Genomic DNA, 15,182 nt, shown 5'->3' on the forward strand with positions numbered 1-15,182 from the left:
TCTGGCGTTGTCCCGTGTGCGCTTCGCTGCACTGCAAACAGGCGGTGGATTTGGATTACTACTATCGCAATTATCCGGTGAAAGCGCACCGTTTGGACTTTTGGGCTCGGGCGGCATATGCAAATTATTTGCATCGGTTGAGCCGGCCCGGAATCAATCCCAGTCAAAGCGTGCTTGATTATGGGTGCGGACCAGGCCTGTTCGTTCAATTTCTCAGGCAGCGTGGGTTCCGGGATGTGTCCGGTTATGATGCCCATGTGCCGGAGTTTTCGAGCCCCGCCCCCTTGCAGCGCGCTTACGACTGCATTATTGCCCAGGATGTCATTGAGCACGTCGAAAATCCTCGCGAATGGTTGGGATGGCTTGTTGGACGGATGAAGCCGGGGGGGCTGATGTGTATAGGCACCCCGAACGCATCCGCGATTGACCTGAGCAAGCCTGAAATTTTCGCGCTTTCTCTTCATCAGCCCTACCACAGACATCTTTTATCCAAGCAAACTTTACTCGCAATGGCTGAGAAGGTTGGGTTGAGCCCGATTGCTCATTATGACCGCTTTTATTACGACACATTGTATCCAACCGTGAACTACCGGTTTCTGCGTGAGTATGTGAGACGCGCCGGAAACGACCTGGACGCTGCATTTGAGGACCCGAAAATAGGATTGGTGCTGTCTTCGCCGATGTTGTGGTTTTACGCGGTCTTCGGATATTTTTTCCCGCCACGGTCCGAGATGATGATCGTTTTTCGAGGCCGAGTTTAAGTTGTTCGCCGGGAGACACTGGCAATATGGGATAGCGGGCTTTGTGTCGACTTGGTGATTCAGACAGAAGCCGGTGCGCCCATATCCCTTTCGGCATTTTCCAGATGGTCGCAGACAGTATGGAAAAAGCGGGCCGCCGGGGCGCCTACCATTATGCGCCGGTCGAAACTCATGGTCAGCATCATGGTTCTGCGCACCACGACTTCTCCGTCGATCGCGAGCGGGCGCTGTTTGACCAGGCCGAACGAAAAACCGATCGGCCATGGCCATGCTCCCACCATGATGTCTACGCCGTACTTGGCTGGCGAGGAAATCATCACGGCGCCGCCGCGGTGCTCGATCCATAAGGAAGGCGACCAGCGGGGCATGGAAAGCAACCGCTTGGCCAGCCAGACGGGAAGCTTTTCGACAATCCAATTGAACTGCCGCCAGCGTTCGGACGTTTCCGGCGTGGCTTGGGCGAGCGCCTGCAGCTCCCGTGTGATGGCGATTAGACCAAGTTTGTCGGTATGGCGAATGGTGCCGGCATAAACCGCTTGCTCTACCTCGGGACTGTCTTTTTCGACCGCTACGGTCATGTGAACGTCATTCAACTGAACGATCCGTTTCCAGAAAGGTAGTTCGATTGCAATTCGATTGGCGTAGGGTTGCTCGCGCAGTGCCAGGGAAACGGCCTTGGCCACGAAGGCGGTGTAGGAGGGTTTCATACCGACAACTCGCATATTCTCCATGCGCAGGCGTTCCACGGAAGACATATCGATTTCGGAAAGCATGGCAACCTTGTCGTCGCCCCGATTTTCTACATTCAGTCCACCCAATACTTCAAAAAATTTGTTCTTGTCGAGTATCTTGAAGCCGCTCATAATTTTTCTCCCTTGTTTTGTTGAACCTGGAAAAAATCAGCAGCGTGCACCGCGCGCACCCGTTTTGGGTCTAAGGCCCGCCACCAGTTCGGAAAACCGCCGCCCAGAGTCGTAGCGGGCAAAAATGCCGGCGAGTCCCCGGGCGGAGTCGCGGAACGCCGGGTTTCCCAAAAGCGTCGTCGCCGCACGGCGGATGTCGGCAGGCATGGCGCGGTCAGCCCTCAGGCAGAGCCCGGCACCGTGCGCTTCGACCGCCTGCATGTTGAGAAACTGATCCAGGTTGCTCGCGATGCCGAGTACCGGCACGCCGGCGGCAAGGGCCTGCTGGCTGGTAGGGCTGCCGCCGTTGCAGATAACCAGTTGAGCCCGCGCCGCGGCGGCTTCGCCCGGCAGGTAATTCGCGGTGAAGACGTTTTCGGGGTGAGTTCTCAGCGCCACTCCGGCCGTTGCGACCATCGCCGTTACCGGAAGGTCCGCCAGGGCATCGATGATCGGGGGGAGCGCCCGGTGCAGGCCGGAACTGCCCAAAGTGACGTAAAGCAGGGGGCGGTCGCCGGGAATCTCTTCCCACCAGTCCGGCAGGGGAACATTCGGCGACCACAGCAGCGGCCCCAGAAAATGGTGGTGGGCGGGCAGGAAGGGCAAGTCCAGGAACTCGGGCACATCCGCATAAAGGGTGTGGTCGGCATCGGTGTAGACGCGTCGCAGGTCGGACCCTAGGGAGGGCAGGCCATGTTCGCGGCGCAGCCGGTTCAGCGGCCGCGCATGGAGGGCGAATACGATGGGCCGCACCAGGCGAAACAGCGCCTGGGCAGCCGAAACCCCCAGCAGCTGCGCCAGCGGGTGAGTCGGAAGAGGAAACCGCTGGCGGGCATAAGGGCTCCAGTAGCTGTTGGTGATGGAGAAATAAGGCACGCCGGCGAGGCGCGCGCTGACCGACAGGGAAAGACGAAAGTCGCCCACCACCAAGTGCGGACGCACGGCAGAGATAAGCTCAAGATCATCCCGAACATAGCGGCGCAGGGTAGGCAGATCGTAGATCGGCGTGCCATTTGCAAGGGCGGTGAAAAAGCGGCTGCTTTCGATGCTTTCAAGCGGTCGCAAGGGGAAGGGCAAGGCCCCGAGCAGGGCGTTGAAGCGTGGATCGGATGCAAAAAACACCGCATGGCGTGCCGGGTCCAGCGCCATGGCCAAGGCGAGAGGCCGGGCGACATGGGCGAGCGACACCGCCTCGGCGATGAAAAGGATGCGGAGCTTGTCCTCCCCGGCAGTATTCAACAATTTCCTTTCTGGAAACGCTACGCATTCACTGAGCTAGGCTCAAATTTTCGTTTCTGGGCGAAGCGCTATTTCAAGAATAGGCGGTCAAGGGGAATTCGCAAGGGGCGCTCGCAACCTCGACTCGACGAGGGTCTGGCGGAAGCCATCGCGCTGGCCCACGATCTCGGCCATACGCCATTCGGCCACGCCGGGCAGGATGAACTCAACGGCTGCATGAAGGACTACGGCGGCTTCGAGCACAACCTCCAGTCCCTGCGCGTAGTGGATATGCCGGAACAGCGCTACGCTGAATTCGACGGCCTTAATCTGACCTTCGAAACCCGCGAGGGCATCCTCAAGCACTGCTCCCCGCAAAACGCCGTCACGTTCAGCGAAGTGGGCGCTCGCCTCCTGCCTTCGCAATACCAGGAAAAAGCCCAGCAGGACAAGCCTCGCGCCATTCCCGACTATATTACCGGCTTGACCGACCACTACGCCATTCGGGAGTCCCGGCGCCTGCTCGCCATTGAAGAAGGTTAGGCCGGCCCCGCCGGTCCAACTCTAATGCCCATTGCCGCAACAAGCCGTTACCGGTAAAATCGAGCACTTTTCACTTGATTTTTCAGGGTTGGCAATGGATAGACAAGGCTGGTTGGACGGCACCCTGTACCGTCCGCATTTTGAGCAGGACAGTTGCGGTTTTGGCCTGATGGCCCAAATGGACGACAAGCCCAGTCACTGGCTGGTCGAAACCGCGATCAATTCACTGGCTCGCTTGACGCACCGTGGCGCAGTCGCCGCCGACGGCAAGTCCGGCGACGGCTGCGGCCTGCTATTCAAGAAACCCGACGCTTTTCTGCGCGCAGTCGCCGCCGAGAACGGCTTTGCCTTGAGCGAGCCGTACGCCGCAGGACTGGTTTTCCTGGACAGCGAGATCGCTCGCGGGGAATCCGCCCAGACCCTGCTCAAAGCAGAACTCGAAGGCCAAGGGCTGACCGTCGCCGGTTTCCGCTCCGTGCCGACCAACGCTGCGGCTTGCGGCAAGTATGCGCTCGCTACCCTGCCGCGGATTGAACAGATCTTCGTCAACTGCCCGCAGGGCATGGATGCGGAAGCGTTCGAGCGGCGCCTCTACATTGCGCGCCGGCGCACCGAAAAAGCGCTGCTTGAAGTCGCGGACAAAGCCTTCTACATCCCCACCCTGTCGTCGAAGGTGATGTCCTATAAAGGTCTGGTGACCCCGGACAACCTGGCAGTATTCTACCCGGACCTGCAGGATGAGCGCTTTGCTTCCAGCCTGGCTGTTTACCATCTGCGCTTTTCCACCAACACCTGGCCGGAATGGCGTTTGGCACAACCGTTCCGCTATCTCGCCCACAACGGCGAAATCAACTCTCTGCAAGGCAACCGCAACTGGGCGCGGGCACGCGAACAAAAATTCGCCTCGCCCTTCATCCCGAACATGGACGACGTGCGTCCGATGGTTTCCGTAAACGGCTCCGACTCCTACAGCATGGACAACATGCTGGAAGGTCTGGTGATGGGCGGCGCCGGGCTGTTCCGCTCGCTGCGCATGATGATCCCGCCGGCCTGGCAGAACGTCGACAGCATGGACCCCGACCTGCGCGCTTTCTACGAATACAACTCGATGCACATGGAGCCGTGGGACGGCCCGGCCGGCGTGGTGCTCACCGATGGCCGCTACGGCGTGTGCATCCTCGACCGCAATGGCCTGCGTCCGGCGCGTTATGTGGTCACCAAGGATCGCCACCTGACCATCGCGTCAGAAGTCGGCGTGTGGGATTACAAGCCTGAAGACGTGGTACAGAAAGGCCGGGTCAAGCCGGGCCAGATGATCGCCGCCGACCTCGAAACCGGGCGCCTGCTGCTGTCGGAAGACATCGATGCCGAACTCAAAGCCGCCCACCCCTATCGCCAGTGGCTGAAGGAAAACTCGCGCTACCTCGAAATCGGCCTCGGCGAAGGAGAAGCCTTGCCGGCCTTCGACTCCGACGCGATGCTCGCCCACCAGAAGCTGTTTAACGTCAGCTTCGAGGAACGCGACCAGATCATCCGCGTGCTGGCCGAGGAAGGCCAGGAGGCGACCGGATCGATGGGCGACGATACCCCGATGGCGGTGCTGTCGAAGATGGTGCGCTCGCCTTTCGACTTCCTGCGCCAGCAATTCGCCCAGGTGACCAACCCGCCGATCGACCCGATCCGCGAAAGCATCGTGATGTCGCTCAATACCTGCTTCGGGCCGGAACGCAACCTGTTCGATGAAACACCGGAGCATGCGCGGCGCCTCGAAGTGCGCTCACCGGTGCTGTCGCACGAGAAATTCAAGCGCCTCACCAGCCTGAGCGAAGTGGAATACCGCAGCATCACGCTGAATTTGAACTACGATTCGGCCCACACCAACCTGCGCGGCGCGCTGGACGACCTCGCCAAACAGGCGATCGAAGCGGTGCGCGACGGCAACGTCATCCTGGTGCTGTCCGACCGCGCCATTGATAAAGGCCACCTGCCGATCCACGCCCTGTTCGCCACCGGCTGCGTCCACCATGCCCTGATCGGTGCGGGGCTGCGCTGCAACTCCAACATCGTGGTGGAAACCGGCGCCGCCAGAGATCCGCACCATTTCGCCTGCCTGATCGGCTATGGCGCCACCGCGGTCTACCCCTACCTGGCCTATCAGGTTATCCATGACCTGATCGACAACAAGGAGCTGGCCCTGCCCTTCGATAGGGCCGCGCAGAATTACCGCAAAGGCATCCACAAGGGCCTGCTCAAGATCATTTCGAAGATGGGCATTTCCACCATCGCCAGCTACCGGGGCGCGCAGCTGTTCGAAGCCGTCGGCCTGGGCGAGGAAGTCATCGACCTGTGCCTGCCCGGCACGGTAAGCCGGATCAGCGGCGCAAATTTCGACGATTTCGAAGCGGATCAGGAAGAGCTTTCCTGGTATGCCTTCAATCCGATGAAACCCATCTCTCAGGGCGGGCTGCTGAAATTCATTTTCGGTGGCGAATTCCACGCCTACAACCCGGATGTGGTGATGCAACTGCAAAAGGCGGTGCAGGGCGGCGATTACGAGGAATACCGCAAGTACGCCCAGCTGGTCAACGAGCGGCCAGCCGCAATGCTGCGCGACCTGATGCGGCTCAAGACCGACGCCCCGGCCATCCCGCTGGAAAAAGTGGAGCCGGTGGAAAAAATCCTCAAGCGCTTCGACTCCGCCGGAATGAGCCTCGGCGCCCTTTCCCCCGAAGCCCACGAAGCGCTGGCGGAAGCCATGAACCGCCTCGGCGGCCGCTCCAACTCGGGCGAAGGCGGCGAAGACCCGAAGCGCTACGGCACCGTCAGGATGTCCAAGATCAAGCAGGTTGCCTCCGGCCGTTTCGGCGTGACCCCGCATTACCTGGTCAACGCCGAAGTGCTGCAGATCAAGATCGCTCAGGGTGCAAAACCCGGCGAAGGCGGGCAGCTGCCCGGCCACAAAGTATCCGAAATGATCGCCAAGCTGCGCTGTTCCAAGCCCGGCATCACCCTGATTTCGCCGCCGCCGCACCACGACATTTACTCCATCGAGGATCTGGCGCAGCTGATTTTCGACCTCAAGCAGGTCAATCCGCAGGCGCTGGTTTCCGTCAAGCTGGTGGCAGAGCCGGGCGTGGGGACGATCGCAGCGGGCGTGGCCAAGGCCTATGCCGATCTGATCACCATCTCCGGCTACGACGGCGGCACCGGGGCAAGCCCGCTGACTTCCGTCAAATATGCCGGCTCCCCATGGGAACTGGGATTAAGCGAGGCCCAACAAGTGCTGCGTGCCAACGGCCTTAGAGGCCGGGTACGGGTGCAGACTGACGGCGGCCTGAAGACTGGCCTGGACGTAGTGAAGGCCGCCATTCTCGGCGCCGAGAGCTTCGGCTTCGGCACCGGTCCGATGGTCGCCCTGGGCTGTAAATTCCTGCGCATTTGCCACCTCAACAACTGCGCCACCGGCATCGCCACCCAGGACGCCCGGTTGCGCAGCAAGCACTTCATCGGCCTGCCGGAGATGGTGATGAACTACTTCACCTTCGTCGCGCGCGAAACCCGGGAATGGATGGCCAAGCTGGGCGTTTCCTCGATGGAGGAGCTGATCGGCCGGATGGACCTGCTTGAAGTTCTGCCCGGCGAAACCCCGCGCCAGCACAGGCTTAACCTCGCCGCCCTGCTGAGCCAGGGCGGCATCCCCGACAGCGAACCGCGTTTCTGCATCGAATCCTCCAACCCGTCTTTCGACAAGGGCGAGCTGGCCGAACAAATGGTGGCGGACGCGGTCGAATCGATCAAGGCAAAACGGCCGCTGGAACTGTCCTACCCTGTCGGCAATATCCACCGCTCCATCGGCGCGCGGCTATCAGGCGAAATCGCACGCCAGCACGGTGCCGAGGGATTACCGGACAACAGCCTGACCATCCGCCTGCATGGCAGCGCCGGCCAAAGTTTCGGCGTATGGAACGCCAAGGGCCTGCAGCTAGTGCTGGAAGGCGATGCCAACGATTATGTCGGCAAAGGCATGGCCGGCGGCCAAATTGTGATCTATCCGCCGCGGAACGCCAGCTACAAGTCTCACCAGGCCACCATCATCGGCAACACCTGTTTGTATGGCGCCACCGGCGGCCGGCTGTTCGCCGCGGGCATGGCTGGCGAGCGGTTTGCCGTACGCAACTCCGGCGCCTTCGCGGTGGTGGAAGGCCTCGGCGACCATGGCTGCGAATACATGACCGGCGGCCACATCATCGTGCTCGGTGATACCGGCCTGAACTTCGGCGCCGGCATGACCGGGGGCTTCGCCCTGGTTTACGATGAAAACGACCAGTTCGTGCACCGCTACAACCATGAACTGATCGACATTCACCGCGTCAACAACGAAGCCACCGGCCAGTATCGCCAATGGCTGCGCGCCCAGATCGAGGAGCATGTGAAGCTCACGCAAAGCGCGCGCGGTCGCGAATTGCTCGACAGCTTCGACGACGCGGTCAACCGCTTCTGGCTGGTCAAGCCCAAGGCGGCACAACTGGATAGCCTGCTGCACCCCTGATTAGCTACGGGAACCAATATGTCTGACGATGTCTTTCAATTTCTGAATCTTGCTCGCCGCGATGGCGACAAGAAACCCGCGGAAATCCGTAAAACCGAATACCGCGAGATCTATGCCCCGTTCGATGCCGTGCAGGCTGCCGAACAGGCAGGCCGCTGCCTGTCCTGCGGCAACCCCTACTGCGAATGGAAGTGCCCGGTGCACAACTACATTCCCAACTGGCTCAAGCTAGTGAAGGAAGGCAACCTGTTCGAAGCAGCGGAAATGTCGCACAGGACCAACTCGCTGCCGGAAATCTGTGGCCGCGTCTGCCCGCAAGACCGCTTGTGCGAAGGGGCGTGCACCCTGAATACCGGCTTCGGTGCCGTAACTATCGGCCAAGTGGAAAAATACATTTCCGACGAAGCCTTCAAGCAGGGCTGGCGCCCGGACATGCGCAAGGTGGTGCAATCCAGCAAGCGCGTCGCAGTCATCGGCGCCGGGCCGGCGGGCCTGGCCTGCGCCGACGTGCTGGTCAGGCACGGGGTAAAACCGGTGGTGTTCGACCGCTACGAGGAAATCGGCGGCCTGCTCACCTTCGGCATTCCCGAATTCAAGATGGAAAAAACAGTAATCCAGAACCGCCGCCGCATTTTCGAGGAAATGGGCGTGGAATTCCGCCTCGCCACCGAAATCGGCAAGGACGTCCCGTTCCAGCAACTGCTCGACGAGTTCGATGCGGTATTCCTCGGCATGGGCACTTACAGCTACATGAAAGGCGGCTTCCCCGGCGAGGACCTGCCCGGCGTGCTGGAAGCCCTGCCCTTCCTGATTTCCAATGCGCGCAACTGCCTCGGCCTGACCAAACCGGACGAAATTTTCCATTCCATGCAGGGCAAACGCGTCGTCGTGCTGGGCGGCGGCGACACCGCCATGGACTGCAATCGCACCTCGATCCGCCAAGGCGCGGCCAGCGTCACCTGCGCCTACCGTCGCGACGAAGCCAACATGCCCGGTTCCAAGCGCGAAGTGGCGAACGCCAAGGAAGAAGGCGTCGTTTTTCTGTGGAATCGCCAACCGGTCGAAATCGTCGGCAACGGCAAGGTCGAGGGCGTCAAGCTGGTCACCACCCAGCTCGGCGCACCCGATGCGCGCGGCCGCCGCACCCCGGAAGTGATTCCCGGCAGCGAGGAAATCATTCCCTGCGACCACGTCATCGTCGCCTTCGGCTTCCGCCCCAGCCCGCAGCCCTGGTTCGCCGACCACGGCATCACCACCGACCCGCAAGGCAAGGTAGTCGCCAAGGGCAACCCGTGCCTGTTCCAGACCGCCAACCCGAAAGTTTTTGCCGGCGGCGACATGGTGCGCGGCTCCGACCTGGTTGTGACCGCCGTGCACGAGGGCCGGCAGGCGGCGGAAGGCATTTTGAATTACCTGGGTATCATTTAATAATTTTTAACCGCGGAGGCGCAGAGGCGCTGAGTGATCACTCTTCGTCCTCTCTGCGCCTCTGCGTCTCTGCGGTGAAATAAGAAATGACAAAACTCAAAAACGACACCTTCCTGCGCGCCCTGCTGCGCCAGCCGACCGAATACACCCCGGTATGGATGATGCGCCAGGCCGGCCGCTACCTGCCGGAATACAACCAGACGCGCAGCCGGGCCGGCGATTTCATGTCGCTGTGCAAAAACCCCGACCTCGCCACCGAAGTCACCCTGCAGCCGCTGGCGCGCTTTCCGCTCGACGCCGCCATCCTGTTCTCGGACATTCTCACCATACCGGACGCCATGGGCCTGGGGCTGTATTTCAGCACCGGCGAGGGGCCGAAATTCGAGCGCCCGTTGCGCGACGAATGGGAAATCCGCGACCTGGCCGTACCCGATCCGAACGTGCACCTGCGCTATGTGATGGACGCCGTCAGCCAGATCCGCAGGACGCTCAACAATGAAGTGCCGCTGATCGGCTTTGCCGGCAGCCCGTTCACGCTGGCCTGCTACATGGTCGAAGGCGGCAGCAGCTCGGATTTTGCCTTGGTCAAGACCATGCTCTACCAGCGCCCGGAGCTGCTGCATCACATCCTCGACATCAACGCCCGCGCCGTGACCAGCTATCTCAACGCGCAGATCGAAGCCGGCGCCCAGGCGGTGATGATTTTCGACTCCTGGGGAGGGGCTCTGTCCCACGCCGCTTACCACGAATTCTCCCTGCCCTACATGGAGCAGATCGTCAGCGGACTGATCCGCGAACATAACGGCGCCACCATCCCCAACATCATCTTCACCAAGGGCGGCGGACTGTGGCTGGAAAGCATCGCCGCCATCGGCTGCAACGCAGTCGGGCTGGACTGGACCATCGACATCGGCCAGGCCCGTGCCCGCGTCGGCGACAAGGCGGCGCTGCAAGGCAACCTCGACCCGGCGGTATTGTTCAGCAACCCCGACGCGATCCGCACCGAAGTGGGCAAAGTCCTGCACAGCTACGGCAAGGGCAGCGGCCACGTCTTCAACCTGGGCCATGGCATTTCCCAGTTCACCCAGCCGGAGAATGCCGCCGCCATGGTCGAAGCGGTGCACGAACTGAGCAAGCCGTACCACGAGTAGCCACCCAAAAAATACCGCGTCTGGCATGAAGATTCTTCGTGTCGCCCTGGATGTCCCGCTCGACACCCTGTTTGACTACTCCGCCGCCGGTCAGGGCGAGATCGCCATCGGCGACCGGGTTCTGGTTTCGTTCGGCCGGCGCCAGATGGTCGGCGTGGTCGCAGAAATTGCCGACCATTCCGACCTGTCGCCGGGACGCATCAAGCCGGTGCTTCAGATTTTCCGCGATACGCCGCCCCTTTCCGAAGAAATCTTCCGGCTGCTGCGCTTCTGCGCCGATTACTATCACCACCCTTTGGGCGAGGTCGTTCTCAATGCCCTGCCCGTCCCCCTGCGCCAGACCAGGCCGGTTGCGCGTGCCAAACCGACCGGCTACCGCCTGACCGAGGCGGGGCTCGCGCTTGAAACCGACGCCTTGCCCGCCCGTGCAACCGTCAAGCGCAAGCTGCTGCAAAGCCTGAAGCAAGCCGGCACGCTTGCGCGCAGCGACATCGCCGTTCTTTCCCCGAGTGCCCTGCTGGCCATCAAGGAATTTATCGCGCAGGGGTGGGCGGCGGAAAGCGATGAAGTTGCCGATTCAGCGCCCACGCCGGTCAGGACAGACGAGTTGCCGCCGCTGACGCCGCCGCAGGAACAGGCGGTCGCCGCCATTATATCCGGCCAGGACCGGTTCCAGGTCTGGCTGCTGTACGGCATCACCGGCAGCGGCAAAACGGAAGTCTATTTGCGGGTCATCGAGCAGGTTTTGCAGCAAGGCGGGCAGGCGTTGGTGCTAGTGCCGGAAATCAACCTTACGCCGCAGCTGGAGTCACGCTTCCGCGCCCGCTTCCCAGAGGCCTGCCAGGTCAGCCTGCACAGCCGCCTCTCCGCCGGGGAGCGGCTGCGCCATTGGTCGCTGGCGCAGTCCGGCCGCGCCCAGATCGTGCTCGGCACCCGCCTGGCCCTGTTCACGCCGATGCCGAAACTGAAGCTGATCGTGGTGGACGAGGAGCACGACGGCTCGTTCAAGCAGCAGGACGGGCTGCGCTATTCAGCGCGCGACATGGCCGTTGCACGCGGCAAACAGGCCGGCACGCCGGTGATTCTCGGCTCGGCCACACCCGCGCTGGAGACCTGGTACAACGCCAGCATCGGCCGCTACCAAATGCTGGAACTGCCGGCACGAGCCATCTCGGATGCTGCGCTGCCGGCCATCCACTGCATCGATATCAGCCACGCCAAGCTGGTCGATGGCCTGTCCGATCCCTTGATCGATGCGCTGCGCCTGCGCCTGGAGCGCGGCGAGCAAAGCCTGGTTTTCATCAACCGCCGCGGCTATGCCCCGGTGATGCGCTGCGGCCAGTGCGGCTGGGTCTCCACCTGCCACCGCTGTTCCAGCCGGCTGGTTGTTCACCTGCGCGAGAAGCGCCTGCGCTGCCATCATTGCGGCCACGAATCGCGCATCCCCCCCACCTGCCCGGATTGCGGCAATGCCGACCTGGCGCCCCTCGGCCAAGGCACGCAACGGCTGGAAGATACCCTGGGCAGCCTGTTTCCCACCGCCCGCATCCTGCGCGTCGACCGCGACAGCACCCGGCGCAAGCAGGCTTTGCCCGAAATGCTGGAGCGCATCCACGCGGCCGAGGTGGATATCGTGATCGGCACCCAACTGCTGGCGAAAGGCCACGACTTCAAGAAGCTCACCCTGGTCGGCGTGGTGAATGCGGACGGCGCCCTTTACAGCGCCGATTTCCGTGCCTCGGAGCGTCTCTTCGCGCAACTGATGCAGGTCGCGGGGCGCGCCGGGCGCGACACCCTCCCCGGCGTAGTGCTGATCCAGACCCAATTTCCCACCCATCCCCTGTTCCAGGCGCTGATCCGGCACGACTACCCAGGATTTGCGGCAACCCTGCTGACCGAGCGCAAGCAGGCGGAATTTCCCCCCTATTGCCACCAGGCCCTGCTGCGCGCCGAAGCGCCGCAAATCGAAACCGCCCTGGCGTTCCTGCGCAAGGCGCAGGCGGTAGCTACCAGCGATTTCGACGTCAGCCTGTTCGATCCGGTGCCGGCCCAGATGGCTCGCCTGGCTGGCATGGAGCGCGCCCACCTGCTGGTCCAGGCCGCATCCCGGGGTGCTTTGCAGGCTTTTCTCAGCGCCTGGAACAAGGCGCTGTTCGGCTTGGGCGGGAGCGTCCGCTGGTCTCTGGATATCGACCCTCTGGAGTTTTAGTGCAGCATGAGCGAATAGCCGTTAAAATGGCGGTTTTACGCACGAGTTGCCGCCTTGAAACATCACCTTTCCGAACTTTTTGCTCAGGCCCTGAAGGAAGTCGCGCCGGAACACGCCGGCACCGCTTTTGAAATCACTCGCCCCAAACAGGTGCAACACGGCGATTTCGCCTGCAATCTGGCGCTGCAACTAGCGCGTCCATTGCGCGGCAACCCGCGGGAAATCGCGACGCGACTGCTCAACGCTCTGCCCGCCTCGCCTTTTGTAGAAAAAACCGAAATTGCCGGCGCCGGCTTCATCAACCTGTTTTTGACCCCGGATGCCAAGCAGCAGGTCATCAAGCACGTCCTGGCGCAGGGGACGAATTTTGGCTGCAGCACCCTGGGGCAAGGACACAAAATCCAGGTCGAATTCGTTTCCGCCAACCCCACCGGTCCGCTGCATGTCGGCCACGGCCGCGGCGCGGCGTTTGGTATGAGCCTCGCGAATGTGCTTGGCGCTGCCGGCTATAAAGTTATCCGCGAGTATTACGTCAACGACGCCGGCCGGCAGATGGATATCCTGGCGCTCTCCACCTGGCTGCGCTATCTGGAACTGAACGGCGTGCACGTCGCCTTCCCCGCCAACGCCTATCAGGGTGGCTACGTTCGCGACATGGCACGCCTGATCCAGGAGGCCCACGGCGATCGTTACCTGCACCAGCCGGGCCCCATTCTGGATAGCGTCCCCGCCCATGAGGAAGATGCCGAGGGCCATCTAGACGCCCTGATCGCCAATGCCAAAAAGCTGCTGGGCGAGGGTTACGCCTACATCCACAACTTTGCCCTGACCGAGCAACTAGAGGATTGCCGCAACGACCTGACCGAGTTCGGCGTCACCTTCGACTCCTGGTTTTCGGAAAAGTCACTATTCGACACCGGGCTGGTGGATCGCGCCGTCGCCACCCTGGAAAAACATGGCCATATTTACCTGCAGGATGGCGCGAAGTGGTTCCGCTCCACCCACTTCGGCGACGAGAAAGACCGCGTGGTACAGCGCGAGAATGGCCTTTACACCTATTTCGCCTCCGACATCGCCTATCACCTGAACAAATACGAACGCGGCTTCGACCGCATCGTTAATGTCTGGGGTGCGGACCACCATGGCTACATTTCCCGCGTCAAAGGCGCTCTGACCGCACTGGATCAAGACGCTGAACGCCTGACTATTGCTCTGGTTCAGTTCGCCGTGCTCTGGCGCGGCGCGGAAAAACTACCGATGTCCACGCGCAGCGGCAATTTCGTCACCTTGCGCGAGCTGCGCGAGGAAGTCGGCAACGATGCCGCGCGGTTTTTTTACGTGCTGCGCAAAAGCGACCAGCACCTCGACTTCGACCTGGAGCTGGCCAAATCGCAGAGCAACGAGAATCCAGTGTATTACATCCAGTATGCTCATGCCCGAATCTGCAGCGTGCTGGAGCAATGGGGGGGTGTTTCAGCAGAGCTGGCCGATGCGGAAACCGGCGTCCTGAACGGCAAGCATGAGCTTGCCCTGATGAACCTGTTGAACGACTATTCGGGTATTGTAGAAAGCGCGGCCAGGGAACTTTCCCCCCACCTGATCGCCTATTACCTCAAGGATCTGGCTGGCGAGTTTCACAGTTATTATAATGCGGAGCAGTTTTTGGTCCCGGACAACACTCTGCGACTAGCCCGTCTGGCGCTGATTACCGCCGTCCGGCAGGTGTTGCGTAATGGGTTGGCGCTGCTTGGCGTCGCCAGCCCGGAAAAAATGTAGATTTGGTAAACTATGAGCCGTGATTACAAAAAACCCGACCGTTCTTCCTCCAGAAAAGGGGGTAGCCCTTTATTTACGGGTGTCCTGATCGGGCTGGCCGTTGGTCTCGCCGTAGCGATCGGTGTTGCCCTGTACATCAACTTCAGCCCCAAGCCATTCGTCAGCCGAGACAAACAGCCGGAGGAAGCCACCAAGGCAGCGACGAAAAATGGCGGTGCCGCCCAAAAGGCTGCGCCAGCCGAAATGGCCGGCAAAAATGGCAAGCCCGCCGACAAACCACGGTTTGATTTTTATACCATCCTGCCTGGGAGCGAGGAACCGGTATCGGAACAGGAAATCAAGCAGGCAAAAAAGCAGGAAGGCGCCACAAAGGATAGCTACTTTCTTCAGGTCGGCTCATTTCAGGCAGCAGCCGAAGCCGACAACATGAAGGCGCGCCTTGCCCTCCTCGGCTTGGAGGCGGTCATCCAAACTGCTGACATCCCCGACAAGGGAGTCTGGCACCGGGTACGCATTGGACCTTTTACCAACATCGAGGACATGAACCGCTCTCGCACCTTGCTCGCGCAGAACGACATCCCATCCAGCCTGGTCAAGGTTAAAGAGCCATCGACACGTTAACTTACTGAAACACCTTATTAATCT

General features: G+C 61.3%; 10 protein-coding genes and 1 pseudogene. 9 read left to right on the forward strand and 2 right to left on the reverse strand.

What is annotated here, in order from left to right; translation table 11 throughout:
* Positions 1–50 precede the first annotated feature (50 nt).
* Entirely contained in the window at positions 51–761 is a 711-nt protein-coding gene (locus VMV64_RS16565; RefSeq protein WP_325332348.1) for a class I SAM-dependent methyltransferase, read from the forward strand.
* 59 nt (positions 762–820) lie between these two features.
* On the opposite strand, the gene VMV64_RS16570 is transcribed toward VMV64_RS16565, so the two are convergent.
* Entirely contained in the window at positions 821–1,624 is an 804-nt protein-coding gene (locus VMV64_RS16570; RefSeq protein WP_325332350.1) for a 2-oxo acid dehydrogenase subunit E2, read from the reverse strand.
* 36 nt (positions 1,625–1,660) lie between these two features.
* Positions 1,661–2,902: a glycosyltransferase gene (locus VMV64_RS16575; protein ID WP_325332352.1), complete on the reverse strand. Its 1,242-nt coding sequence runs from the start codon at positions 2,900–2,902 to the stop codon at positions 1,661–1,663.
* A 123-nt stretch (positions 2,903–3,025) separates the two neighbouring features.
* On the opposite strand from VMV64_RS16575, the pseudogene VMV64_RS16580 reads away from it, so the two are divergent.
* From VMV64_RS16580 to VMV64_RS16615, 8 genes and pseudogenes are all read left to right on the forward strand, one after another.
* A pseudogene (locus VMV64_RS16580) lies at positions 3,026–3,298 on the forward strand (deoxyguanosinetriphosphate triphosphohydrolase); the annotation flags it as partial.
* The gene (locus VMV64_RS16585) at positions 3,281–3,424 is read left to right on the forward strand and encodes a hypothetical protein (protein ID WP_325332572.1); all 144 of its coding nucleotides are present in this window, start codon (positions 3,281–3,283) and stop codon (positions 3,422–3,424) included. The pseudogene VMV64_RS16580 and the gene VMV64_RS16585, both read left to right, overlap by 18 nt.
* A gap of 94 nt (positions 3,425–3,518) precedes the next feature.
* The gene (gene gltB, locus VMV64_RS16590; protein ID WP_325332354.1) at positions 3,519–7,973 is read left to right on the forward strand and encodes a glutamate synthase large subunit; all 4,455 of its coding nucleotides are present in this window, start codon (positions 3,519–3,521) and stop codon (positions 7,971–7,973) included.
* Between the two features lie 18 nt (positions 7,974–7,991).
* Complete coding sequence (locus VMV64_RS16595) at positions 7,992–9,401, forward strand: FAD-dependent oxidoreductase (protein WP_325332356.1); 1,410 nt, start codon at positions 7,992–7,994, stop codon at positions 9,399–9,401.
* An 86-nt stretch (positions 9,402–9,487) separates the two neighbouring features.
* Positions 9,488–10,552 (forward strand): uroporphyrinogen decarboxylase, encoded by a 1,065-nt coding sequence (gene hemE / locus VMV64_RS16600; protein ID WP_325332358.1) that lies wholly within the window; start codon positions 9,488–9,490, stop codon positions 10,550–10,552.
* Between the two features lie 25 nt (positions 10,553–10,577).
* Positions 10,578–12,761: a primosomal protein N' gene (locus VMV64_RS16605; protein ID WP_325332363.1), complete on the forward strand. Its 2,184-nt coding sequence runs from the start codon at positions 10,578–10,580 to the stop codon at positions 12,759–12,761.
* A 54-nt stretch (positions 12,762–12,815) separates the two neighbouring features.
* Entirely contained in the window at positions 12,816–14,537 is a 1,722-nt protein-coding gene (gene argS, locus VMV64_RS16610) for an arginine--tRNA ligase (protein ID WP_325332365.1), read from the forward strand.
* Positions 14,538–14,549: 12 nt separating this feature from the next.
* Positions 14,550–15,158, forward strand: coding sequence for an SPOR domain-containing protein (locus VMV64_RS16615; protein ID WP_325332367.1), 609 nt, complete (start codon positions 14,550–14,552; stop codon positions 15,156–15,158).
* Positions 15,159–15,182: the final 24 nt, after the last annotated feature.

This window comes from Sulfuricella sp. (genome assembly GCF_035531155.1).
Lineage (GTDB): Bacteria > Pseudomonadota > Gammaproteobacteria > Burkholderiales > Sulfuricellaceae > Sulfuricella.

What these genes read in the sequence shown, in the direction of transcription:
- VMV64_RS16570 (WP_325332350.1), bottom strand. Translation starts at nt 1,624, where the DNA reads ATGAGCGGCTTCAAGATACTCGACAAGAACAAATTTTTTGAAGTATTG.
- hemE (WP_325332358.1), top strand. Translation starts at nt 9,488, where the DNA reads ATGACAAAACTCAAAAACGACACCTTCCTGCGCGCCCTGCTGCGCCAG.
- VMV64_RS16605 (WP_325332363.1), top strand. Translation starts at nt 10,578, where the DNA reads ATGAAGATTCTTCGTGTCGCCCTGGATGTCCCGCTCGACACCCTGTTT.
- VMV64_RS16615 (WP_325332367.1), top strand. Translation starts at nt 14,550, where the DNA reads ATGAGCCGTGATTACAAAAAACCCGACCGTTCTTCCTCCAGAAAAGGG.
- gltB (WP_325332354.1), top strand. Translation starts at nt 3,519, where the DNA reads ATGGATAGACAAGGCTGGTTGGACGGCACCCTGTACCGTCCGCATTTT.
- VMV64_RS16595 (WP_325332356.1), top strand. Translation starts at nt 7,992, where the DNA reads ATGTCTGACGATGTCTTTCAATTTCTGAATCTTGCTCGCCGCGATGGC.